Origin of the sequence: Ensifer canadensis (assembly GCF_017488845.2) — a bacterium.
GTDB classification, from domain to species: Bacteria; Pseudomonadota; Alphaproteobacteria; order Rhizobiales; family Rhizobiaceae; genus Ensifer; species Ensifer canadensis.
In genome coordinates this window covers 749,013-773,127 of sequence record NZ_CP083370.1, presented here as the reverse complement: position 1 = coordinate 773,127, position 24,115 = coordinate 749,013, and the positions used below count along the sequence as shown (strand labels likewise).

The following is a 24,115-nucleotide window of genomic DNA, read 5'->3' as shown; positions in this document are numbered from 1 at the left end:
GGACCACATTTTCTGACGTGCTAGGTTGGCGCCCATGACTTCTGCCGACAACCTCTCCCCCGGCCAACTCGCCGCCCTGCTCGCATTCCACGCGGATGCGGGTGTCGAGTGGCTGATGGAGGAGGAGCCTGTCGATCGCCTCGCCGAGTTCGAAGCGATGAAGGCGGCGCGTTCCGACGTGCGCCAACAGGCCGATTCGCGCCCACAGACGAGCGCAAGCCAGCCGGTTGCGCGCCCGGAGGCCTCGCCTGCTACGCGGCAGCCGGCCAGCTCGGCCGGTGGCCAAGCTCGCGAAACGCGCGCGCCAGCACCTGCCGTCAACGCCCCTGCTGTGGCCATCCCCGACGCCCAGGCCGTCAAGGAGGCGCAGTTTGCCGCCGAATCGGCGCGGTCGCTCGCCGAGCTGCGGTTGGCAATGGAAGGCTTCGTCGGTTGCAATCTCAGAAACAGCGCCCGCAATCTGGTCTTTGCCGAAGGCGATCCGTCAAACGGCATCATGATCGTCGGCCCGATGCCCTATGCGGATGACGATCGCGACGGGCAGCCTTTCTCGGGCAGGCTGGGCGACATGCTCAACCGCATGCTCGCCGGCATCGGACTATCGCGCGAGGGCGTTCTGCTCAGCAATGTCGTGCCGTGGCGCCCGCCGGGCAACCGCGTGCCGACCGCCCGCGAGGCCGATATCTGCCGCCCCTTCATCGAGCGCCAGGTCGCTTTGGCCGAGCCCAAGCACCTGTTGTTGCTCGGCAATTTTACGGCGCGCTTCTTCTTCGGCGGCAGCGACACAATCCACCAGCTGCGCGGCGAATGGCGTGACCTTCAGATGGGCGGACACAGCGTCCAGACCCTTGCGACCCTGCACCCGCAGGACCTGGTGACAGCGCCGATCAACAAGCGCTTTGCCTGGCAGGATATGCTTGCCTTCAAGGCCCGCATCAACGGCTGACGGCCGCCTGCCCGTTTCATGAACAAAGTGTGAAGAAAGCCATGCGGTTTGCGCATATCTGCGCAGCGTTCTAGTGCATTGCAAAATCCATGTTGCAGCGCAATATATCAACACGGGAGGAATGGAATAAGGAACAAGAACCATGACTGCCCGCTTTCGCCCGATCCACAGCAGCTTTGAGACGCTCCGTCATACGGACGCTGCCCGGCGGACGCCGTTCAACCGCTTCGGCTCGGCAGCCAACGAGCAGATGACTGCAATCGGCCTTGCCCGGACCACCCGTCCGTCGCAGCTCTTCGCCGACTTCATCCAGCGCTGATCCCCACGCGATGCGCCAAAAGGCGTGTCGCGCGAAAGAGACGACGTAAGACAAGGAACAAGATCATGACCAAGCCCATTGCAAGCCTCAAGGTCCTGTTCGATTCGATCGCCGATATCGGCACTGCCGTACGTGCCTCGCGCGAATACACCGCGCTCAGCACCACCAAGGACGCCCGCCGCGCCCATCGCTCGGCGATCAGACCACTGCTGCCGAACTGATAGCGCCCGAGGACGGACCGTTACCGTCTTTTTGCTATCGGCTGTCGCAATCGACAGCGCCTCGAAAACTGGATAGAGCCACACTCATTTCGAGTTCGAAGCGATCGGTCACTCCGGCAACCCCGTCTGACTGCCCTCGCTCCGCATCGCGCCTTCGTTGCCAGCCACCCGGTTGGTCAAGTCGGCGCGTCTTTGTTTTCAGGAGCGCCGATGCTGGCCAGTCTCGCTTCCGTCCTCAGCCTGATGCTGTCCACTTTGTTGATGATGGTGGCCTTCGGGCTTCAGAGCTACGTCATCCCGGTTCGCTCCGTCGCCGAGAACTGGTCGACGCTGACGGTCTCGGTCATTGCCACCGGCTACACGGTCGGCTTCACCCTCTCCTGCATCATCACGCCGAAATTCGTGTTGCGCGTTGGCCATGTCCGCGTCTTCACCGCACTCATAACCCTGCTTTCGATCGCCATCCTGCTTTGCGGGCTGGTCGTCGACTGGCGTGCCTGGATCGCCTTTCGCGCCATATCCGGTTTCGCGATCTCCGGCAGTTATCTCGTCATCGAGAGCTGGCTCAACGAACGGGTGACCAACGAGAACCGCGGCATGCTGTTCTCGCTCTACCTCATCACCACGATGGTCGGCACCATCGGCGGGCAATACATGGTGCCGCTGGGAGACCCGACCAACACATCGCTCTTCATCCTTTGCGGCGTGCTGTTTTCGCTGGCACTACTGCCCACGGCGCTTTCTTCCTCGCCGATGCCGGCACCGCCGGCGCAGGCGCGATTCGACATTCCAGGCCTGTTTCGCCGCTCTCCGGTTGCCGTGGTCGGCGGCTTTCTCGCAGGCGCGCTCTCGGGCGCCTGGCTGAACCTCGGCGGCGTGTTCACGCAGAAGATCGGCCTGTCGACCGGCGAAGGCGCAACATTGCTCGCATCGCTCCTGACCGGCAGCGCCCTCTCGCAGATCCCGATCGGCCGCGCCTCCGACCGCATCGACCGGCGTATCGTCATGGTCGGCTGCGGCATTGTCGGCGTGATCTCCTGCCTGGTCATGTCCGCGTCGATCGGCAGCAGCCCGACGGTGCTCTATATCGTCGCCGCCCTCGTCGGCTCGGTCCTGTTCCCGATCTATGCGCTGAACGTCGCCCATGCCAACGACCTCGCCAAGCCGGACGAATATGTCGAGATCTCCTCGGGCCTGATGATCACCTACGGGCTTGGCACGATCTCCGGCCCGTTGATGGTCGGCCCGGTCATGGATCGGTTCGGGCCGGCGGCGCTGTTCATCGTGCTTGCCGTCTATTTCGCACTCTATGCAGGCTACGCCGCCTGGCGCATCCTGCGGCGGGAGCAGCACGAGGGTCTCGTCGCCAAGACCGACTTCCAGGCGACCACGGTGCTGCCGACACCCGGACCCGACGTTACCAGCCCGACCGCCCAGCAGGCGTCGCAGGACGGCCTGATCGAGGACGACACGGTGCCTGCTTGGGAACGACAGCCGGAATGAATGAAACAGGGGCCGTCAGCCCTGTGGCGTGACGTGCTTGCGCGCACCCCTGCGCTCCAATCCAAGCCGATGCTCGCGGAAGATGATGAAAATACCGGCGCCGACAACGATGGCGGTGCCGATCAGCATGGTGCTCGTCGGGATGTCCTCGAACAGAAAATAGCCGATGATCAGGCCCAGCACGATCGAGGTGTATTCGAACGGTGCGATCGTCGACATGTCGGCGTGACGGTAGCTTTCGGTCAAGAGGAGCTGCGCGACGCCGCCGCAGAAGCCGGCGATCATCAGCAACAGGAAGGCTTTCTGCGAGATGCTCGGCCAGCCGAACGGCAGGGTCGCGAGCGAAAAGACCGAGGCCGAGAACGAGAAATAGAGCACGATCGTGTGGGTGCGCTCGGCCCTCACCAGCTTGCGCACCAACACCATGGCGATCGCGCCGAGCGCCGCCGACAGCAAGACCGCCGCCGCCCCGAGCGCCTCGGACGACCCGAGACCGCCTTCGCGAAACAGCGTCAGCCGCGGCCAGGTGATGATCATGACGCCGACCAGACCGATGACGACGGCCGACCAGCGATAAAGCCGAACGGTTTCGCCGAGAAAAATCGCGGCAAAGGCAACGGCGATCAACGGCATCGCATAGCCAATGGCGATCGCTTCGGGGAGCGGCAAGTGCACGAGGCCGTAAAAGCCGAAGCTCATCGCCAGGATGCCGACGAAGCCGCGTGCGATGTGAGCGCCGATATCCTTCGTCTTGAAAGCGTCGCGCAACTGTCCGCGAAGGGCGAGATAGCCGAGGATCGGCACCATGGCGAAGGCGGAGCGGTAGAAGGTGATCTGGCCGGTGGCGATCTCGCTCCCGGCCGCCTTGATCAAGGTCGACATGCAAACGAAGATGACGACCGAAAGGACCTTGAGCAGGATCCCCTTCATCGGGTTTTCGACTTCGGCATCCATGGAAAACGCTTTTCGAGCCTTAGCGGAGGACCGCGGCGGCGACAGTTTGGGAGATTTGGGTGAGAGGCTCACCGGAGAACGATGTCACTCTAGCTGCGCCGGCCGCGAAAGTCGGATCAATCTTCTTGATGAACCGACTTTTTTCTTGATGAGTTCATCGCAGCAAAGACAATCGCCGAGAATTCTTTAGCGGGGTCGAAAAAAACCTTTCCGGTTTATTTCTTGTTAGTGCCACTTCGATACACGTCAAGGCGATAAGGGAGCGGGAAGAATACCGGACACCATGTCTTTTCTGCCGGAAGTGCGGTCGCCGGCATCACAATCGTGTGGCATATCCGGCTTTTCGCCCTTTGGCCTTTTCACCATCACAAGCGCCCTCTACAAATCCACCAGTAGCAAGGCGCGAGCGGGACTGACCATGCGGACAAATACTGGCCAGATCATTCATCTGGAAGACTACCGGCCGACCGACTTCGTACTTGAAAGAGTGGATCTGACCTTCGAGCTTGACCCGAAGGAAACCAAGGTCGAAGCGCGGTTGATCCTGCATCGGCGGGAAGGCGTGGACGCATCGGCCCCGCTGGTGCTTGACGGCGACGAGCTGGTCATGACCGGCCTGCTGCTCGACCAGGAAGAGCTTGCAGCCGCGCTCTACGACGTGACCGACGACACGCTGACGATCCGTGGCCTGCCCGAGACCGCCCCGTTCGAAGTCACCATCACCACGATGCTCTCGCCCGAGACGAACACCAAGCTGATGGGTCTCTACCGCACCAACAGCGTCTATTGCACGCAGTGCGAGGCGGAAGGCTTCCGCCGCATTACCTACTTCCCTGATCGTCCTGATGTACTTGCCGTCTATACGGTCAACATCATCGCCGACAAGAAATCCGCTCCGCTGCTGCTGTCCAACGGCAACTATCTCGGCGGCGCCGACATGGGCGATGGCCGGCATTTCGCCGCCTGGTTCGATCCGCACCTGAAGCCCAGCTATCTCTTCGCGCTGGTTGCCGGCGATCTCGGCGTGGTCGAAGACACGTTCACCACCATGTCCGGCCGCGAGGTCGCGCTGAAGATCTATGTCGAACACGGCAAGGAGCCGCGCGCAGCCTACGCCATGGACGCGCTGAAGCGCTCGATGAAGTGGGACGAAGAGACGTTCGGCCGCGAATACGATCTGGATATCTTCATGATCGTCGCCGTCTCCGACTTCAACATGGGCGCCATGGAGAACAAGGGGCTCAATGTCTTCAACGACAAGTACGTGCTGGCCGATCCGGAAACGGCCACCGACGCCGACTACGCCAATATCGAAGCGATCATCGCGCACGAATACTTCCACAACTGGACCGGCAACCGCATCACCTGCCGCGACTGGTTCCAGCTCTGCCTCAAGGAAGGCCTGACGGTTTATCGCGACCACGAGTTTTCCGCCGACATGCGCTCGCGCGCCGTCAAGCGCATCGCCGAAGTCCGGCACCTGAAATCAGAACAGTTCCCAGAGGATGCAGGCCCCCTTGCCCATCCGGTCCGGCCGACGAAATACCGTGAAATCAACAACTTCTACACGACCACGGTCTATGAGAAGGGCTCCGAAGTCACCCGGATGATCGCGACCCTTCTCGGCCGCGACCTGTTCAAGAAGGGCATGGATCTCTACTTCGAACGCCACGACGGCCAGGCTGTGACGATCGAGGATTTCGTCGCCTGCTTCGCCGATGTCAGCGGCCGCAATCTCAGCCAGTTTTCGCTCTGGTACCATCAGGCGGGAACGCCGCTGGTGACAGCCTCCGGCGCCTATGACGCAGGCAAGCAGACCTTCACCCTGTCGCTCGAACAGACCGTGCCGCCGACGCCGGGCCAAAGCGCCAAGGAGCCGATGTACATTCCGCTGCGCATGGGCCTGCTCCTTGGAAACGGCGCGGAAGCCGACCTTTCGAGCGTGGCGGGCGCAGATATCACCGGCGACGTGCTGCACCTCACCCAACGCAAGCAGACGGTGGTTTTCTCCGGCATTACTTCGCGCCCGGTGCCTTCATTCAACCGCGGCTTTTCCGCTCCGATCAACCTGCATATCGAGCAGACCGACGACGACCTGGCGCTGATCGCGCGGCACGAAAGCGATCTCTTCGCACGCTGGCAGGCACTCAACGCCATTGCACTTGCCAATCTGGTATCCGCGACGGCCAACGCCCGTGCGGGCAAATCCGTGACCTGCGAAAAGGCGCTGCTCGACGGCCTTGTCGCCGCGGCGGCTGACGACGGACTGGAGCCGGCTTTCCGGTCGCAGGCGCTGTCGCTGCCGAGCGAAGCCGACATCGCCCGCGAGATCGGCGCCGACAACGACCCCGATGCCATCCATACCGCCCGGCAGCAGATCCTCAAGGCGATTGCGGTTTCCGGCCGCGGAACCTTCCTTCGGCTTGCCGACGAAATGGCGTCGACGAGTTCCTTCAGTCCGGATGCGGAAAGTGCGGGACGTCGAGCCCTGCGCAACGCCGCACTCACCTATCTCGTCCATGGCGAGGATGATCCGAAACGGGCAGCAGAAGTCTTCGCAGCCGCCGACAACATGACCGACCTCAGCCATGCACTGGCATTGCTCGCGCACCGGTTCCCGGATGCGCCAGAGACGGCTCAGGCACTGGCAACCTTCCGGAAACGGTTTGCCGACAACGCGCTCGTCATCGACAAGTGGTTCGCGGTGCAGGCGACAATCCCCGGGGCCGGGACGCTCAATCGCGTCAAGGCGCTGATGACCGAGCCGCTATTCAATGGCAATAATCCGAACCGTGTCCGGTCTCTGGTCGGCAGCTATGCCTTCGCCAACCCGACAGGCTTCAACCGCGCCGATGGCGAGGGCTACCGTTTCCTCGCGAAGCAGATCCTCGATATCGATCCGCGCAATCCGCAGCTCGCGGCACGCATCCTGACTTCGATGCGCTCCTGGCGCTCGCTTGAAGACACGCGCGCCGATCATGCCCGCAATGCGCTGAAGGAAATCGCTGGCGCGACCAAGCTTTCGGCCGATGTCAGCGACATCGTCGAGCGCATGCTCAAGGCCTGAAAAGGCCGGGAATGCAGGCATTTTTCAAGGGCCGGGTCGCTCGCTCGACCCGGCCTATTATTTCCCAACGATTAGAAATGGTTAAGAAATCTTTACCATTACCTCTGGACAAGGCGAATCGCCCTGTGATTCATTGAGTCAGATTCGGGCGAGCGGCGCGCCGAATCATCAGAGGGTTTCACATTGGGTAAGATGGCGGACGCGCGACCAGCGAGCGCAGCCGACGGGCGGTTGCGACTCAAGTTTTCGGGCTTTTCCGGCCTGGAACGCGAGTTCATCTCGCAGGCGAAGATTTTCGCCGAGCCGACGTCGCAGCGTCTTGCGAGCGCGGAACCTATTCTCAAGCGCTCTATCCCCATCCTCATCATCGCATTCCTGATCATAGTCGCCGTTTCGCGCATGTCCGGCATCATGGGCGAGCACGCCCGGATGGAAGACAACTCGCGCCAGACGGTCGGGCTTGCCGCGGCAACGGCGGTCGCGGCGTTCCAGGCTGACGGCATGACGCTGTTCGAAGAGGGCCGGCGTTGGGATGCCGAACAGCGGCTGACCCAATACCTGCCCAACACCATGCTCGACGCGGGCATGTTTCTTTTGACCGTGCGCAAGGATGGACGGATCTTCGCCAGCACACCTGATGGTGTGCCGCTGATCGGCCGGACGCTTGCCTCGGTTGCACCCGATATCGCCACGCTGCAGTATTACGGCGAACATTCCAGCGTCATGAAGACGGCCATCAACGGCGTCGACCATATCGTCGCTTTGGCGCAGTTGCCGGAAGCGGCCGGCGTCGTCCTGGCGGCAACGCCGGTGACCCAGCTCGAAACGGCCTGGCGCGACGAGGTTTCGCTGAATGTGACGCTGTTTGCCGGCATCTCGGCGATCCTGCTGGTGGTGCTTTACGCTTATTACATCCAGGCCAAACGCGCCCGCGACGCCGACGGGGTGTTTGCGGAATCGAACCTGCGGGTCGAAACCGCCCTGTCGCGCGGCCGCTGCGGCCTCTGGGATTTCGATCTTGCCAACCGACGGCTGTTCTGGTCGCGGTCGATGTATGAGATGTTGGGCATGCCCGGCGAAAGCAGCGTGCTTTCCTTCGGCGACGCCGCACGGCTGATGCATCCGGACGATCGCGGTATCTATGGCGTGGCGCGGACAATTGCCCGCGGCGATGCGCGACAGATCGACCAGGTGTTCCGCATGCGGCATGCGGACGGCCATTATGTCTGGCTGCGCGCCCGCGCCGAGATCATCCGCACCGTTTCAGGCCGCGCCCATCTCATCGGCATCGCCATGGATGTCACCGAGCAGCACCGCCTCGCCCAGCGCTATGCCGAAGCTGATCAGCGTCTGGCCGATGCCATCGAATGTACGTCCGAGGCCTTCGTCCTCTGGGACAAGCAGGACCGCTTGGTCATGTGCAACACGCACTACCAGGAAGCCTACAAGCTGCCGGATCACGTTCTGGTGCCAGGCACCGAACGCATCGCCGTACACGCCGCTGCGGCACGCCCGGTAGTGGAACGCCGCATTGCGGATCCTGACCGTAGCAACCATTCGCAGACCACCGAAGTGCAGCTCGCCGACGAGCGTTGGCTGCAGATCAATGAGCGGCGCACGCGCGACGGCGGCCTCGTTTCTGTTGGTACCGACATCACGCTGCTCAAGCGTCACCAGGTGCGGCTGCGCGAATCCGAGCGCCGGCTGATGGCGACCATCGGCGATCTCTCGGCTTCGCGCATGACCCTGGAGCGGCAGAAGACCGAGCTGTCGATCGCCAACGCCAACTACCAGGCGGAAAAAGAACGGGCCGAGGCGGCGAACCACGCCAAGTCGGAATTCCTGGCCAATATGTCCCATGAGCTGAGGACACCGCTCAACGCCATTCTCGGTTTTTCGGAGATCCTGCAGACCCAGATGTTCGGGCCGCTCGGCTCGGAGAAATACGATGAATACTCGCGCGACATTCACGACAGCGGCAAACACCTGCTGAACGTCATCAACGACATCCTGGACATGTCGAAGATCGAAGCAGGCCATATGCGCATCAGCCGCGAGACCATCGATCTCGCGCCGCTGATCGAGGAGACGCTGCGTTTCACCACGATCCCGGCGCAGCAGAAGAACATCCATGTGGTGCAGCAAATCGCCTCGGGCCTGACCGTGGTCGCGGATCGGCGGGCGATGAAGCAGGTGCTGCTCAATCTCTTGTCGAACGCGGTCAAGTTCACCAATGAAGGCGGGCGCATTTCGCTGCGCGCCCGCAAGGTCACGGGCGCTGTGACATTGACGATCGCCGACTCCGGCATCGGCATCCCGCGTGATGCCCTGCAGAAGATCGGCCAGCCCTTCGAGCAGGTGCAGAGCCAGTATGCCAAGAGCAAGGGCGGCTCCGGCCTCGGGCTTGCCATCTCCCGGTCGCTGACGCGCCTTCACGGCGGAACGATGAAGATCCATTCCGCCGAAAATGTCGGCACCATCATTTCATTGCGCATGCCCGATCGCGACAGCGACCCGCAGCCCTATCCCGAAACCACCGACTGAAAAATACGCCGGACGGCCTTCGACAGCCGCCTGATATCCGCCTCCAGCGTTTTCAGGTCGGGATAGTCCCCTGCCCGGCAGACGAGATCGACAAGACCGGCAGGCGCCTCCTTCGGGTCGAACTCGCCTTCGATGCACAGGCGCACGATCTGCGACAGCTCGGTAAAGAGGCTCAGCGCCTCCATCGTCGTGTCGAGATCATTGGGGTTCATCATCGCACCGCCGAGGACCTTCAAGGCGTCGGCCGTGTGGGCGCCGGCCTCAAGCGGCGGCACGCCCTTGGCGGGAGCGATCAGCGCCAGGTACTGCGCAATGAACTCGATATCGACCAGGCCGCCGGGGATCAGCTTGAAATCCCAGATGTCGCTTGGCGGCTTCTCGCTGTCGATCATCTCGCGCATCGAGATCACGTCAGTGCTGACCTTGGCGACATCACGCGTGTGGCCGAGCACTTCGGCGAAGATGGCATCGGCTTGCGCCTTCAGACTGTCGTCGCCGCAGATGCAGCGCGCCCGCGTCAGGGCCAGATGCTCCCAGGTCCAGGCCTCTTCCCGCTGGTACTTGGCAAAGGCGTTGATGCGGGTGGCGACCGGGCCCTTGTTGCCGGACGGCCGCAGCCGCATGTCGACCTCATAGAGTACGCCCTCGGCTGTGGGCGCTGAGAGCGCTGCAATCAACCTCTGCGTCAACCGGGTAAAATAGCGCATCGGATCGAGCGGCTTGCCGCCATCCGATTCCGGGGCCGCGTCGTCATAGTCGTAGAGCAGGATCAGGTCGACGTCGGAGCCCGCCGTCAACTCGTGGCTGCCGAGCTTGCCCATGCCGACGACGACAATGCGCCCACCCGGAAAATCGCCATGGACCGAACGGACCTCGGCGAGCACCGCGTCCACTGCGGCAGCGATGATCAGGTCGGCGAGATCGGTAAAGGCGCGACCGGCCTGCGCGCCCGAAATCGAGCCGGTCAACAGGCGGATGCCGATCAGGAACCGCTGTTCGGCGGCGATGATGCGCAGCCGGTCGAGCACCTCTTCATAGTGGCGGGCGCCGGCAACGAAGTTGGCGATGCGCGGCGCCAGATAATCCCGGGTCGGCAGCTCCGCCAGAAGGCCCGGGTCGAGCATGCCGTCGAACACATGCGGCCGCGCCGCGATGATCTCGGCCAGCCTTGGTGCCGAGGACATGATGTTGACGATCAATGACAAGAGCCGCGGATTGTTGCCGAGCAGCGAAAACAGCTGGATGCCGGCCGGCAGGCCCGAGATGAAATGGTCGAAACGCAGGAGCGCCTCGTCGGCGCGCCGGCTTTCGCCGAAGACGCGCAGGAGCTGCGGCGTCAGCTCCGTCAGCCGCTCGCGCGCCTCGACCGACTGCGTCGCGCGGTAGCGGCCGTAATGCCAGGTGCGGATCGTGTGCGAGATGTCCGACGGCCGCTGGAAGCCGAGCTTTCTTAGGGTCTCGAGCGTATCGGGATCGTCGCGCTGGCCGGTGAAAACCAGATTGCCCGTCTCGCTCGAAAGCTTCGCCTCCTGCTCGAAGAGCTGGGCATAACGGCGCTCGACGGTGCGCAGCACCTTCGACAGCGCCTTGGAGAAGGAAGCCGTATCCTCGAAGCCGAGCATGAAGGCGATCCGCTTCAGCTCTGCCTCGGTCTCCGGCAGCACATGGGTCTGTTCGTCACGCACCATCTGAATGCGGTGCTCGACATCGCGAAGGAACCAGTAGGCCTCGACCAGTTCGGCCGCGGTCGTCTCGTCGATCCAGCCGGCCGTTACCAGCGCATGCAGCATCGGCTCCGTCGCCTTCAGCCGCAGTTCGGGCATGCGTCCACCGGCGATCAGCTGCTGGGTCTGAACGAAGAACTCGATCTCACGAATGCCGCCGCGGCCGAGCTTGATATTGTGTCCCTTAACCGCAATCTCGCCATGGCCCTTGTGGGCGTGAATCTGCCGCTTGATCGAATGGATGTCGGCGATTGCCGCATAGTCGAGATACTTGCGGAAGACGAACGGCGTCAATTCCTTCAAGAAGGCATCGCCCGCAGCTATGTCGCCGGCAACGGGCCGCGCCTTGATGAAAGCTGCGCGCTCCCAGTTCTGCCCCCTGCTCTCGTAATAGAGCATCGCCGCCTCGACGGGGATTGCGAGTGGCGTCGAGCCGGGATCCGGGCGCAGCCGCAAGTCGGTGCGAAAGACGTAGCCGTCGCCGCTGCGCTCCTGGAGAATGCGGATGAGGCGGCGCAGAAGCCGGCCGAAGGTCTCGGATGCATCGTCGCGATCGATGATGATGCCGGACTGCGGATCGTAGAAGACCACGAGATCGATGTCGGAGGAGTAATTGAGCTCGAAGGCGCCGAGCTTGCCCATGCCGAGCACGACAACGCCAGACCCCCGGCTCGGGGCCGTCACGTCCTTGAGCGCGAGCTTGCCGCCCTGGTGACCGCTCAGCAGCAGATGATCGATCGTTGCCGAAACGGCAGCGCCGGCAAATTCGCTCAGCCAGCGCGTCGTCTCGCGACCGTCGAAATGTCGTGAGAGGTCCGCAAGCGCAACGGCGAAGGCTAGCTCGCGCTTGGCCTTTCGAAGCCGCGTCATGATCTCGGTATCTGGCAGTGCCACGCCGGGCTCTGCCGATACCCAGGCATCCCGCGCCCGCCGGACCCTTTCGGTGAGAAATTCCTGCAGCGGCTCCGACAGGAGCTGTTCGAGTATGCCGGGCTGGCTGCCGCCGGTGTCGCGCAGGAATGGCGACAGGGCAAAGGCAGCGACGATGAACGCCTTGAACGGCGTTTCGGATGCCAGCAGACGGCTGATCTGGTCATGGCCCTTGGCCATATCCTTCAGCACCGACAGCGCGGATTTGGCGTCAGCCTGGCTTGCCGGTTTGATCGGCGCCGTCTCCATGCCCCACCAGTGCCCTGCCATCGTGTCCTGCATACCGTTCCCCCGTGTTCTCCGCAAACCGGTCTATCAGGTCGCGGACGCCGGGAAAACCATGTGTACCGTCAGTCCCTTGCAGTTGTCAGCGCCATCAGCATCGGTTGCAGCCAGATCCAGCACACCATGATGCATCTCCATCACTGCCTCGACGAGCGACAGGCCGAGACCCGTGCCGGGCTTGGAGCGGCTCTCATCCAGCCGAACGAAGCGCTTGACGACTTCGTCGCGCTTTTCCCTAGGAACACCCGGCCCGTGGTCGGCAACCGAAAGAACGACTTTGCCGTCGCGCCTGCCGAGCGAAACCTTGATCAGCGGATCGGCGGCGCCTTCGGCATATTTGATCGCATTGTCGAGTAGATTGCCGAGCGCCTGGCCGACAAGCTCGCGATTGCCCGAAATCACCATGCCTGGCGCCACATCCGCCTCCAGCCGCAGGCCGACATCTTCGGCGACTGGTTCATAGAGTTCGACGCAATCCGACACAATCTGCGAAAGGTCGATCTCGCTCATCTCGGCAGCAGCCGAACCCGCTTCGACGCGCGAAATCATCAGGAGCGCATTGAAGGTGCGGATCAGCTGATCCGACTCGCCGATGATTTCCTCCAGCGCGCCGCGCTGACTTGTACCCTTGCGCGCAAGTGCGGCTTCCGCCTTGTTGCGCAGCCGCGTCAACGGTGTCTTCAGGTCGTGGGCGATGTTGTCGGAGACCTGGCGCAGCCCCTCGTTCAGCTTCTCGATGCGGCCGAGCATCGCGTTCAGCGATTCGGAAAGCCGGTCGAATTCGTCGCCGGAACCGCTGGTCGGCAGACGCTGCGACAGGTCGCCCGCCATGATCTTGGTGCTCGCCTCGGACATGCGGTCGATGCGCTTCAGCGCATTGCGGCCGATGGCAAACCAGATGATCAGCGCACCGAGGCCCATGATGCCGAGGGCGACCACCAGCGCCTGGCGCACCAGCGCACGAAACTTCTGCGGCTCCTGCAGGTCACGGCCAACAAGGATGCGCAGGCCGTTGTCGAGCATCAGCACATGGGCAAGTGCCACATGGCTGTCCTGGCGGGTCTCGTCGGTATAGCGCTGGTAGGCAAAGGGTTTCTCCGTCCAGCCTTCGCGATCGAGAAGGCCCGGCTCCAGGCTCGCCACATTGCCAGCAAGGATTTCACCGCTTGGCCCGGCGATCACATAGAGATTGGCGCCAGGCTGGCGCGCGCGCCGTTCCAATGAGCGCAGCAGCCCATTGATCCCCGCACGGGTATAGACCTGCTCGATCTGGGTCACCTCTGCGGTCACTGCGTCGCGCGTCTGCTGCTGTAGCAGACGCTCGGACATGCCGGTGACATAGAAGACGAGAAAGGCGGCGCAGAGCGAGAAGAGGATCAGATAGAGCGCGGACAACCGGACGGCGGTTGTCCTCAACAGGACGCCGAGTTTGCTCATGCGCTGGCGGTCCGGTCATCCTTGATCATATAGCCGGCGCCGCGCACGGTTCGGAGCAGCGGCAGATCGAAGTCCTTCTCGATCTTGGAACGCAGTCGCGACACGTGCACGTCGATGACATTGGTCTGCGGATCGAAGTGATAGTCCCAGACGTTTTCGAGCAGCATCGTGCGGGTCACGACCTGGCCGGCATTTTTCATCAGGTACTCGAGCAGCCGGAACTCGCGCGGCTGCAGCGGGATTTCCTTGCCCTGGCGGCGAACCGAGTGCGACAGGCGGTCGAGCTCGAGATCTCCGACCCGGTAGACCATGTCCTGTTCCGGCGTACCCTTGCGGCGGCCGAGCACTTCAACGCGGGCGAGAAGCTCGTTGAAGGCATAGGGTTTCGGCAGGTAGTCGTCGCCGCCGGCGCGCAGACCCGTCACCCGATCATCGACCTGGCCGAGCGCCGACAGAATGAGCACCGGCGTATGGACTTCCTTGCGACGCAGCTCCGAAATCACCGACAGGCCATCGCGGCGCGGCAACATGCGGTCGACCACGAGAACGTCGTAGCTGTTTTCGCTGGCCATGAAGAGGCCGCTTTCGCCGTCGCTCGCGTGATCACAGACGATGCCGGCTTCCCGGAACGCCTTTGCCAGATAGGCGGCTGCCTCGATATCGTCTTCAATAATAAGAATCTTCATACGCGTGACCATAGTCCCGGACCCCTGTCTGTCTCAACCGGTTTCGGTTCTTCCGACAACCGGCATGGCGATCACTTCGCCCCAAACGGCCGGCGCCGCGAAATCGCTTGGATATCGCGGCGCCCTGGTCATTCATTCGCAGCCGCGATCAACCCTGATCGATGGGAAGCGCCACGAAGCGGCTGCCGTTCTCGGCCTCGATCTGGAAGAGCGCCTTGCTGCGACCGTCCTTCTTGGCGATGTTGATCACCTTGAGGATATCGTCCGCCGACTTCACTTCCTGATTGTTGACGGAAACGATCTTCTCGCCCTGCTTCAGGCCACGGTCGCTGGCGTCCGAGTCCTCGTCCACCGAGGCAATCGTCACGCCCTTGCCGTCATCCGACGGCGTCACCGTCATGCCAAGGTCGGCCAGGGCCTGCTCGCTCGACGGCTGGGTTTCCTCGGACTGGTTGCCCTGATCCGTGGCCGCTTCCTTGTCGTCCTTCGGCAGCGTGCCGATCTCGAGCTTGACGGTTTCCGACTTGCCGTTGCGCCACAGTGCAACGTCGACCGTGGTGCCCGGGCGCATGCCGGCTACCTTGCGGGCAAGATCGCGCGGATCCTTGATCGTGTCGCCGTTGAGCGCAGTGACCACGTCGCCCTTCTTGATGCCGGCCTTGTCGCCCGGCGAGCCGGCCTGCGGCTCGACGACGAGTGCGCCGGCTGCCTCAGACAGACCGAGCGATTCGGCGATATCCTTGCTCACCGGCTGGATCTGAACACCGAGCCAACCGCGCGATACCGAGCCGTCCTTCATCAGGTCGGCAACGACGTCCTTGGCGACGGATGCCGGAATGGCGAAGGCGATGCCGACATTGCCGCCCGACGGCGAGAAGATCGCGGTGTTGATGCCGACCACTTCGCCCGAAAGGTTGAAGGTCGGACCACCCGAGTTGCCGCGGTTCACCGCTGCGTCGACCTGCAGATAGTCGTCATAGGGACCCGAACCGATATCGCGGCCACGGGCCGAGATGATGCCGGAGGTTACCGTGCCGCCGAGACCGAAGGGGTTGCCGACGGCAACGACCCAGTCGCCGACGCGGACCTTGTTGTCGTCGGCCCAGCTGACATAGGTGAACTTGCGCTTGTCATCGACCTTGAGCACGGCGAGATCGGTGCGGCTGTCCTTGCCGATCAACTTGGCGTCAAGCTCGGTGCCGTCATTGAGGATGACCGTGAACGCAGAGCCATCGGAAACGACGTGATTGTTGGTGACGAGGTAACCGTCTTCGGAGATGAAGAAGCCGGAGCCTTGCGAAGTCGGGCGCAGGCGACCTTCGCCGTGCGGGCCACGACGGCCGGGGCCGCGTTCGGCACGGTCATCGCCGCGCGGGCCGCCGAATTCCTTGAAGAAACGCTTCAGCGGGTGATCGTCGGGAAGCTCATCCAGACCGCGACCGCCAAAATCGAAGGTGAAGCCATTGCCCTCGTCGGAAACGGGATTAGCACGCGACTGGACGCGGACGGAGACTACGGCCGGGGAAACCGCGTCGACGACATTGGCAAAGCTCGGCACCTGGGGCGCATCGACCTTGACGGGTTCGGCGAAGGACTGGGCAATCGTGGCCGGCAGGCCGGAGGTCAGCATGACGGCCGCAAGACCCGCAACGGTCGAGGTCTTCAGAACAGTCTTGAGGGAGGGACGCAGGAGTTTGGTCGTAATCATCCGTTTTGCCTTTTCTCTTCCTTGAAGCCGCTGGAAGCAGCTTCGGCATCTTGATTTCGAGGATCGCCGCGGGGGTAGCGATTTCGCTCTTGGCTGACTGGAGGAACAGCCGATGACGAAAGATGTAACGGATTGGACCTTACTGAGTTCTGTCCGGAGGATGAATTTTTGGTAATGTTGGTGGCGGGCGTCTGCAACGGCGCATTGCCCGTGGGATCGAGAGCGTTTCCGCCTTAGGCGGAGTCGCAGAAACGCGCTATCTCTCTGTTTTACGCATTTCCTGGCGGAAAGCCGCTTCGCACTTTTCCTGGAAATGCTCTACGGCTGAAGCAGCTTCTTCAGCTTTTCCTTCTCGTCGTCGGAAAGCGGCGTGCCGCGCGATTGCCGGCCGCGTTTGAGTGCCGCCACCAGCAACGTCGCGGCGCCGACCAGCAAAAGCAGGATCGGCATGCCCCACAGGATCATCGTCTTGGTTTCGAACCGCGGCTTCAGCAACACGAACTCGCCATAGCGCGAGACGACATAGTCGATCACCGCCTCGTCGCTGTCGCCATTTGCCAACCTCTCGCGCACCAGAACCCTGAGATCCTTGGCAAGCTCTGCGTTGGAATCGTCGATCGACTGGTTCTGGCAGACCATGCAGCGGAGCTCGGCCGAGATCGCCCGCGCCCGTGCTTCGAGTGCCGGATCGGACAAGACCTCATCCGGATTGACCGCGAAGGTCGGGCCGAGCGACGCCAGAAACAGAAAGAACGCCAGCAGCAATCGGTTCATTCGGCCGCTCCCACCGGGATCGTCTTCGGCCGCTTGGCGCGCGTCGGCGCGCCAACGCGCAGGCGGCGATCGCTGAGCGAGACGAAACCTCCCGCCATCATCAACAGCGTGCCGCCCCAGATGCACAGGATCATCGGCTTCCACCAGATGCGCACGACGATGCCGCCTTCGCTGATCTGGTCACCGAGCGAAACGTAGAGCTGGCTCAGGCCGAAGGTACGGATACCGGCTTCGGTGGTCGGCATGCGCCGCGCCTGATAGAGCCGCTTCGACGACCAGATGTCGGTGACGACGACGCCACCGCTGCTGATGGTGAAATGGCCGGATTCCTCGGAATAATTCGGACCGCTACCGTTGCGCATGCCGTCGAACCGCAGGGTGTAGCCTCCCGCGTCCACGGTCATACCCGGCTTCATCTCGACGACGGTCTCGGTTTCGAAGGCGGTGACGGCGACGATGCCGATCAGCGTGACGCCGAGGCCGATATGCGCAAGTGCGGTGCCGAAGGCCGAGCGCGGCAGGCCGGAGAACCGCCGCCAGGCGACGTTGCCCGCGACCTTGCCGAGCCCCGAGCGCAGCGCCAGATCCGTCACCGAACCGGCGATCAGATAGACGCCCAGCGCAATGCCGAACAAAGCGAGGATCGGTCCGCCGTTCATGGCGTAGTAATAGACGCAGCCGACGACGAGGCCGACGGCAACCGCTGCAAACAGCCGCTGGGCAACGCCCATGAGATCTCCGCGCTTCCAGGCCAGCAGGGGACCGAAGGGCACTGCAAACAGGAGTGGCAGCATCAACAGCCCGAAGGTCATGTTGAAGAAGGGCGGCCCGACCGAAATCTTGTCGCCGGTCAGCGCTTCAAGCACCAGAGGGTAGAGCGTGCCGGTCAGCACGGTCGCGGCCGCGGTCGTCAGGATGAGGTTGTTGAAGACAAGAGCGCCTTCCTTCGAAACCGGCGCGAAGATGCCGCCGGCTTTCAGCCGCGATGCGCGGTAGGCAAACAGCGAAAAGGCGCCGCCGATGAAAAAAACGAGGATGGCGAGGATGAAGATGCCGCGGGTCGGGTCGGTCGCGAAGGCATGAACCGAAGTCAGCACGCCAGAGCGAACGAGGAAGGTGCCAAGCAGCGACAGCGAGAAGGTCATGATCGCCAGCAGCACGGTCCAGATCTTCAGCGCTTCGCGCTTCTCCATGACCAGAGCGGAATGCAGCAGCGCGGTGCCGGCAAGCCACGGCATGAACGAGGCGTTTTCGACCGGATCCCAGAACCACCAGCCACCCCAGCCAAGCTCGTAATAGGCCCAATAGGAGCCCATCGAAATGCCGGCCGTCAGGAACGTCCAGGCAGCAAGGGTCCAGGGACGCACCCAGCGCGCCCAGGCAGCGTCGATACGCCCTTCGATCAGGGCGGCGATGGCAAAGGAGAAGCAGACGGAAAAGCCGACATAGCCCAGATAAAGTAGGGGCGGGTGAATGGCGAGACCGACGTCCTGCAGGATCGGGTTCAGGTCCTTGCCTTCGCCCGGTGCCGGGATAAGGCGGGCGAAAGGGTTGGATGTCAGCAGGATGAACAGCGTGAAAGCCACGGCAATCCAGGCCTGCACCGCGAGCACATTCGCCTTCAGCGTTTCCGGCAGATTACGACCAAATGTGGCGACCAGCGCCGAAAAGAACACCAGGATCAAGAGCCAGAGCAGCATTGATCCTTCATGGTTCCCCCAGACGCCGGAAATCTTGTAGATCAGCGGCTTCAGCGAATGCGAGTTCTCCCAGACGTTGCGGACCGAAAAATCCGACGTGACATAGGCGAAGGTCAGCACGGCGAAGGAGAAGGCGACGAGCAGGAAACAGGCAATCGCCGCGCTGGAGGCGAGCTCCATCAGGGCGCGATCGTTGAGCCTGGCGCCAAGGATCGGCAAAGCCGCTTGCACGAAGGCGGTCGCAAGCGCCAGAACCAGCGCATAATGTCCAAGTTCGATAATCATCGAACGGTTTCCTTCCCGCTGAGTTCGACACCCTGCGCCTTCAAGCGGTCGGCGACATCCTTCGGCATATAGGTCTCATCATGCTTGGCGAGCACGGAGTCTGCAACGAAGACCGAGCTGCCGGCAACGAACGTGCCCTCGGTGACCACGCCTTGCCCCTCACGGAACAGGTCCGGCAGGATGCCGGTATAGGTCACCGGCACCTGGCCGAGCGTATCGGTAACGGTGAAGGTCACGGTCTTGCCGTCGCCGCGCTTGACCGAACCGGCCTCGACCAGCCCGCCTAGACGGATGCGGGTTCCCGGCGGCACGTCGGTCTTGGCGAGATCGCTCGGCACGTAGAAATAGGCGATCGCCTGGCTGAAGGCGAACATTACGAGGAGGACGGCAAGCGTCAGAAAGCCGACGCCACCGCCGATGATCGCCAGTCGCTTCTGTTTTCGCGTCATTGCGTCTCTCCGTCCGTCTTGATCCCGAGTTCACGGGCCAGCGCAAGCAGCTGTTTTCCCTGTTCGCCGTCCGCCGGGAAGGTTTTCAGGCTTTCCTTTAGGGCGGCCGCCGCCTGGTCTCTTTGATCAAGCACAACATGCGAACGGATCAGCCGCGCCCAGCCTTCGGCGTTGGCGGGGTCTTCCTTAAGCCGGCTCGCCAGGCTTTCGACCATGCCGCGGATCATCTCCTGGCGGTCGCCGGCGTTCATGTCCTGTGCGGCGGCGATATCGTCCGCGCTCGGATTTCCCGGTGCAGCGCCCGCAACATTGCCGGCAGCGCCACCTGAAAGCTCGGCCACGTGCTGCTTGACGAGCGGCACCCAGGGCGCATCCGCCGGGGAACTGGCGATCAGCCTGTTGAAGGCTGCAAGCGCCTCGTCCTTCTTGCCTTCCTGCTTCAGGCCAAGGGCAAGATAGAATTCGGAACGCGGGTCGTTCGGGTCGATGGCGAGGGATCTGCGGAGAGCCGACTGCGCTTCGGTGGTCACAAGTCCGCCGGACAGCGTGATCACCGCCTCGGCATAGCCACCCAGCCGCGCCGGCGTCGGCCCCAGCAGGCGCACGGCGCTGTCATAGGCGGCGACCGCCTCCTCGACGCGACCGTTGCGCATGTAGATTGGCGCCAGCACGTCCCAGCCGGCACCGTCGTTCGGGTTCTGCGCCAGGTGATTTTCCGCCCGCGCAATCAGAATGTTGATATCGGCACCGGGATCGGCAAGGCGCGCCGCCAAAGGCTGCGCCGGAACCCCTGGGCTGCCAGTGAACATGTAGAGACAGAGCCCAATTGCGGGAAGACAGAGAAGCACGAAGGCCTGCGCCACGATGTTGACGCCGCGGCGCGTGGCTGCGGCCGGCTCGGCGGCATTGTCGATCTCGCCAGCCGCAAGCAGCCGGCGGGCGACCTCGGCGCGGGCGAGTTCGGCATCGTCGCCGCTGATCAGGCCGCTCTCCTGGTCACGCGTCAGTTCATCGAGCTGATCGCGATAAACTTCGATATCATGACTATGGGGAGACGATGCGGGCGCTGCCGCCCGCAAGAGCGGGAGGATGAGTACGACAGCTACAGCCGCCGTCAACGTGGCGACGAGGATCCAGAACAACATGGATGCTCAATACTATGGCACCCATGCCATTCCAACTCGAAAACCTGCAATGACAGAGATTTGAGGCGTTTCGCCGCAACCGGAAATCCGGTCAGCTGAGCGGCGTCCAGCTTCCGTCGGAATTCCGGCAGGCCGCACCACGCGCCGTCGTCGGTTGTCCCTTGACGGTCACGGTGTGGCTGTACTGGCGGCAGTTCTGCGAACCGACCTGATAAGGTGCGGCGGCGACGACCGAACCGGTGACGCTACGCCCCTGCCAGTTGACCGGCTGACCGCCCGGAGCAGCCTCCAGGGCGCGGTACTCGGCCTCGAGCGCACGCTGGCGGTCCGACGTTCCGATATCGAGATTGCTGAGCCGGCCGATAACGCCGCCCTGCAGGGCCGTGATGTAGGTCGTCGAAGACACGCTGCGGGTCGCGGTCGTGCCCAACCCGGCCGCCGCGGTCTGTCCGCCCGAGGTGGTGCTGCAGCCGGCAAGAGCCACCGCCGACGCGATCAACGCGATCCTGCCGCTGACGACAATAGTTCGTGTCATTTCTGCCTGGTTCCTCATGATCCGCGACATGTACTTTCTAACGCGGGGCTCCGCCTGCGCCGACCGGCGGGGCCGAGCGGAGACTTCCCTTTGATTTTCTTTTGGCATTCCCTGTTGGCAGAGGCAACTGGAAGGGCAGTCGACGCGATACTTTCGCGCGCCAGTGTGACACCTAAACCGCAGCCGGCAGCACGAGCTCGGCGCGCAGCCCGCCCTCTTCCCGGCGCGACAGCGTCAGCGTGCCCTGATATTCCCGTACGATTTCACTGACGATCGACAGACCGAGGCCCGTTCCCGGCTTGCTCTCATCCAGCCGCTTGCCGCGCTTCATCGCCAGCGCGATCTGATCCGGGTCGAGGCCAGCTCCGTCGTCGTCGACGTCGAGAACGATCCATTGCCGACCGGTTTCCTTTGCGTGCTCTTCGTTTGTAGCCGGACGAACATTCAGCCAGACCTCGCCCTTGGCGTGGCGAGCGGCGTTTTCGAGCAGGTTACCGACAGTCTCCTCGACATCCTGCAGCTCCATCGCTAGCACCAGGCCCGGCGGGTTGATCGACAGATGAACCTCTTTTTCCGGATTGAGCTTGCGCATCACGCGCACAAGCCGCTCCAGCGCCGGCTGCGCTTCTGTGCGGGCGAGAATGGATTCGCGCTGGGCGGCGATCCGCGCGCGGCTCAGATAGGATTGAACCTGCATCTGCATCGCATCGACCTGGTTTCTGACGAGTTCGCCATGCGACGCCTCAAGCACGCGGGCCTCGTTGAGGAGGACCGCGATCGGCGTCTTCAACGAGTGCGCGAGGTTGCCGACCTGCATGCGCGCCCGCTCGACGATGCGGCGGTTGCTGTCAATCAGCGCATTCACTTCGTTTGCAAGTGGCTGGATCTCGCGCGGAAAGGCACCATCGAGCCTTTCGCTTTCGCCGGCCCGGATCTTCTCCAGCGAGCGGCGGACCTGGTCGAGCGGTCTGAGACCGAAGAGAATGGTCAGCGCGTTCATGCCGAGCCCGCCGAGGCCGAAGATCGAGAGCGCGATGGTCAGATTGCGGGTAAAGCGGTTGATGTCCGCCTCTAGAACGTCACGATTGCCGGCAACGCGGAAACGGGCGGTGTGGCCCTGAATGTCGAGAACGACTTCGGTCTCGGCCACTTCGACCTCGTTTCCGAACGGGTCCTTGGTGGTGTAGAAACGGACGTAACCGGTATCGAAGGGGACTTCGTCGACGCTCGCGATCGGCAGCTTCGCGTTGCCGAGCGAGGTAGAAATCAGCGGCGGCGTGTCGAACTCGCCGATCGGATCGACGATCCAGTACCAGCCGGTCTGCGGCTGGGAGAAGCGCAGGTCGCCGAGCTGGGGACTGCCGGCAAGCACCGTCTTCTCATTGACCGAAATCGAGTTGACGACGTTGAAAAGCTGGGCACGCAGCAGGTCCTTGAAGCCGCGTTCCGATCCTTGCCGGTAGAGGGCTGAGATGACAACCCCGATCACCACCAGGGCAACGACGGCCCAGACGGTCGAAACCGCCAATACGCGGGCCGTAAGGGATCTAATTGCCATTGCCGGGCGCTTGCATGCGGTATCCGAGGCCGCGCACCGTCTCGATCAGGTCGTTGCCGATCTTCTTGCGAAGACGGCCGACAAAAACTTCGATCGTGTTGGAATCGCGGTCGAAGTCCTGATCGTACATGTGTTCGACCAGTTCCGTCCGGGATACGACCTGGCCCATGTGGTGCATGAGGTAGGAGAGCAGCCGGAACTCGTGCGACGTCAGCTTCAGCGCCGTTCCGTCGACGGTTGCCTTCGACCCCTTTGTGTCGAGCCGCACCGGGCCGCAGACAATTTCCGAGCTTGCGTGGCCGGCCGCCCGGCGGATCAGCGCGCGGATGCGGGCAAGCACCTCCTCGACATGGAACGGCTTGGCGACATAATCGTCGGCACCGGCATCGATGCCGGCCACCTTGTCGCTCCAGCGATCACGCGCCGTCAGGATCAGCACCGGCATGCTCTTGCCGCCGCCGCGCCATTTTTCAAGAACGGTGATGCCGTCCATCTCGGGCAGGCCGATATCGAGGATCACGGCGTCATAGGGCTCGGCATCGCCGAGATAGTGACCCTCTTCGCCGTCATAGGCCTGATCGACGACGTAGCCGGCCTCCTTCAGCACTTCGGCGAGCTGCCGGTTCAGGTTGACGTCGTCCTCGACTATCAGAATGCGCATTCGTACCCACTTTTCCTCTTTCGCACCGTCGTCACGGGCGAATTACATCGGCACCCTTACGGTCACCTTTTTCGGTCGCCCGCCATTGCCCGGCACAAGCACCGTGATCACGCACTGGCCATCGGACGTCGGCTGTGCCGACAGCAGTTCGCCGCCGGTTTCCGAAACGACTTGCTGAGCAGCCGCGCTGCAATCGCCGGCCACGCGGACGACAAAGTCCGTGGGCACGTTGACCTCAGGCGGAGCAAAGCCCGCAAGGCCTGCGGCAAGCGCGGCTATGATCACTGGTGAAGACATGAACGCACTTTCGACTTGGGAAGCATCATGGCAAAAGCAATAACCGATAGAGGCTGAATGGCAAATGAATGTCGGCCGCCCAGCCGGGCGAACAGCCACCTGTGAATGGCTGTATCCACAGTGACCCGACCGCAGATTGCAACGATTCCTTCGACGGTGAAACTCGACGGAAGAAAACCTCCGCCTGACAGCGGTCCGTGCCGAACATCGATCCGCTGCAGCGCCGTGCCAGCCGCCAATCAACGAGGCGCATTCCGCGACGGAGCCGCCGGCTTGACGATCAGCCATTTGTTAAGCCCTTCCTGCTATCGTTGGGTACTCGGTCGAGAACCAGATGGCCGCAGCCTCCGTCGCTCGGCTTACGGCAAGACTTGAAGTGGGCTCGAA

19 protein-coding genes are annotated in these 24,115 nt (G+C 62.8%); 6 read left to right on the top strand and 13 right to left on the bottom strand.

Annotated features, from left to right (window positions below; genetic code table 11):
- The first annotated feature begins 34 nt into the window (after positions 1-34).
- The 4 genes from J3R84_RS03750 (at position 35) to J3R84_RS03735 (ending at position 2,989) form a co-directional block, all read left to right on the top strand.
- Complete coding sequence (locus J3R84_RS03750; protein WP_025426356.1) at positions 35-946, top strand: uracil-DNA glycosylase; 912 nt, start codon at positions 35-37, stop codon at positions 944-946.
- Positions 947-1,088: 142 nt separating this feature from the next.
- Positions 1,089-1,265: a hypothetical protein gene (locus tag J3R84_RS03745; protein WP_107026881.1), complete on the top strand. Its 177-nt coding sequence runs from the start codon at positions 1,089-1,091 to the stop codon at positions 1,263-1,265.
- Positions 1,266-1,330: 65 nt separating this feature from the next.
- The gene (locus J3R84_RS03740) at positions 1,331-1,486 is read left to right on the top strand and encodes a hypothetical protein (protein WP_164474923.1); all 156 of its coding nucleotides are present in this window, start codon (positions 1,331-1,333) and stop codon (positions 1,484-1,486) included.
- Between the two features lie 210 nt (positions 1,487-1,696).
- Positions 1,697-2,989, top strand: coding sequence for an MFS transporter (locus J3R84_RS03735; protein ID WP_025426355.1), 1,293 nt, complete (start codon positions 1,697-1,699; stop codon positions 2,987-2,989).
- A gap of 15 nt (positions 2,990-3,004) precedes the next feature.
- Here the strand turns inward: J3R84_RS03735 and J3R84_RS03730 are convergent, their stop codons facing one another.
- On the bottom strand, positions 3,005-3,943 hold the full coding sequence (locus tag J3R84_RS03730) for a DMT family transporter (RefSeq protein ID WP_203529118.1): 939 nt from the start codon (positions 3,941-3,943) through the stop codon (positions 3,005-3,007).
- Positions 3,944-4,361: 418 nt separating this feature from the next.
- Between J3R84_RS03730 and pepN the strand changes: the two genes are divergently transcribed.
- Together pepN and J3R84_RS03720 are read left to right on the top strand one after the other, a co-directional pair.
- Positions 4,362-7,010, top strand: a complete 2,649-nt coding sequence (gene pepN / locus J3R84_RS03725) for an aminopeptidase N (protein ID WP_025426353.1) — start codon at positions 4,362-4,364, stop codon at positions 7,008-7,010.
- Between the two features lie 183 nt (positions 7,011-7,193).
- The gene (locus J3R84_RS03720; RefSeq protein WP_025426352.1) at positions 7,194-9,554 is read left to right on the top strand and encodes a PAS domain-containing sensor histidine kinase; all 2,361 of its coding nucleotides are present in this window, start codon (positions 7,194-7,196) and stop codon (positions 9,552-9,554) included.
- On the opposite strand, the gene J3R84_RS03715 is transcribed toward J3R84_RS03720, so the two are convergent.
- The 12 genes from J3R84_RS03715 to J3R84_RS03660 all read right to left on the bottom strand — a co-directional run bounded on the left by J3R84_RS03715 (position 9,533) and on the right by J3R84_RS03660 (position 23,728).
- Entirely contained in the window at positions 9,533-12,490 is a 2,958-nt protein-coding gene (locus tag J3R84_RS03715) for a bifunctional [glutamine synthetase] adenylyltransferase/[glutamine synthetase]-adenylyl-L-tyrosine phosphorylase (RefSeq protein ID WP_057211472.1), read from the bottom strand. The genes J3R84_RS03720 and J3R84_RS03715 overlap by 22 nt on opposite strands.
- Before the next feature lie 33 nt (positions 12,491-12,523).
- Positions 12,524-13,930, bottom strand: a complete 1,407-nt coding sequence (locus J3R84_RS03710) for a sensor histidine kinase (protein ID WP_203529120.1) — start codon at positions 13,928-13,930, stop codon at positions 12,524-12,526.
- Entirely contained in the window at positions 13,927-14,628 is a 702-nt protein-coding gene (locus J3R84_RS03705) for a response regulator transcription factor (protein WP_025426349.1), read from the bottom strand. Before J3R84_RS03705 ends, J3R84_RS03710 begins: the two co-directional genes overlap by 4 nt.
- A gap of 136 nt (positions 14,629-14,764) precedes the next feature.
- Positions 14,765-16,324 carry a Do family serine endopeptidase gene (locus J3R84_RS03700; protein ID WP_025426348.1) on the bottom strand — a complete coding sequence of 520 codons (1,560 nt, stop codon included), beginning with the start codon at positions 16,322-16,324 and terminating at the stop codon, positions 14,765-14,767.
- 318 nt (positions 16,325-16,642) lie between these two features.
- A complete protein-coding gene (locus J3R84_RS03695) occupies positions 16,643-17,098 on the bottom strand; it encodes a cytochrome c-type biogenesis protein (RefSeq protein WP_025426347.1) in 456 nt (151 codons plus the stop codon).
- Complete coding sequence (locus tag J3R84_RS03690) at positions 17,095-19,083, bottom strand: heme lyase CcmF/NrfE family subunit (RefSeq protein WP_025426346.1); 1,989 nt, start codon at positions 19,081-19,083, stop codon at positions 17,095-17,097. Before J3R84_RS03690 ends, J3R84_RS03695 begins: the two co-directional genes overlap by 4 nt.
- Positions 19,080-19,532: a cytochrome c maturation protein CcmE gene (ccmE, locus tag J3R84_RS03685; protein WP_025426345.1), complete on the bottom strand. Its 453-nt coding sequence runs from the start codon at positions 19,530-19,532 to the stop codon at positions 19,080-19,082. The genes J3R84_RS03690 and ccmE overlap by 4 nt, the downstream gene beginning before the upstream one ends.
- Positions 19,529-20,677, bottom strand: coding sequence for a c-type cytochrome biogenesis protein CcmI (gene ccmI / locus J3R84_RS03680; protein WP_025426344.1), 1,149 nt, complete (start codon positions 20,675-20,677; stop codon positions 19,529-19,531). The genes ccmE and ccmI overlap by 4 nt, the downstream gene beginning before the upstream one ends.
- Positions 20,678-20,768: 91 nt before the next feature.
- The gene (locus J3R84_RS03675; RefSeq protein ID WP_025426343.1) at positions 20,769-21,212 is read right to left on the bottom strand and encodes an RT0821/Lpp0805 family surface protein; all 444 of its coding nucleotides are present in this window, start codon (positions 21,210-21,212) and stop codon (positions 20,769-20,771) included.
- A 172-nt stretch (positions 21,213-21,384) separates the two neighbouring features.
- Positions 21,385-22,770 (bottom strand): ATP-binding protein, encoded by a 1,386-nt coding sequence (locus J3R84_RS03670; protein ID WP_025426342.1) that lies wholly within the window; start codon positions 22,768-22,770, stop codon positions 21,385-21,387.
- Positions 22,760-23,431 carry a two-component system response regulator FeuP gene (gene feuP / locus J3R84_RS03665; protein WP_025426341.1) on the bottom strand — a complete coding sequence of 224 codons (672 nt, stop codon included), beginning with the start codon at positions 23,429-23,431 and terminating at the stop codon, positions 22,760-22,762. Before feuP ends, J3R84_RS03670 begins: the two co-directional genes overlap by 11 nt.
- A gap of 42 nt (positions 23,432-23,473) precedes the next feature.
- Positions 23,474-23,728, bottom strand: coding sequence for a hypothetical protein (locus J3R84_RS03660; RefSeq protein WP_025426340.1), 255 nt, complete (start codon positions 23,726-23,728; stop codon positions 23,474-23,476).
- Positions 23,729-24,115 lie beyond the last annotated feature (387 nt).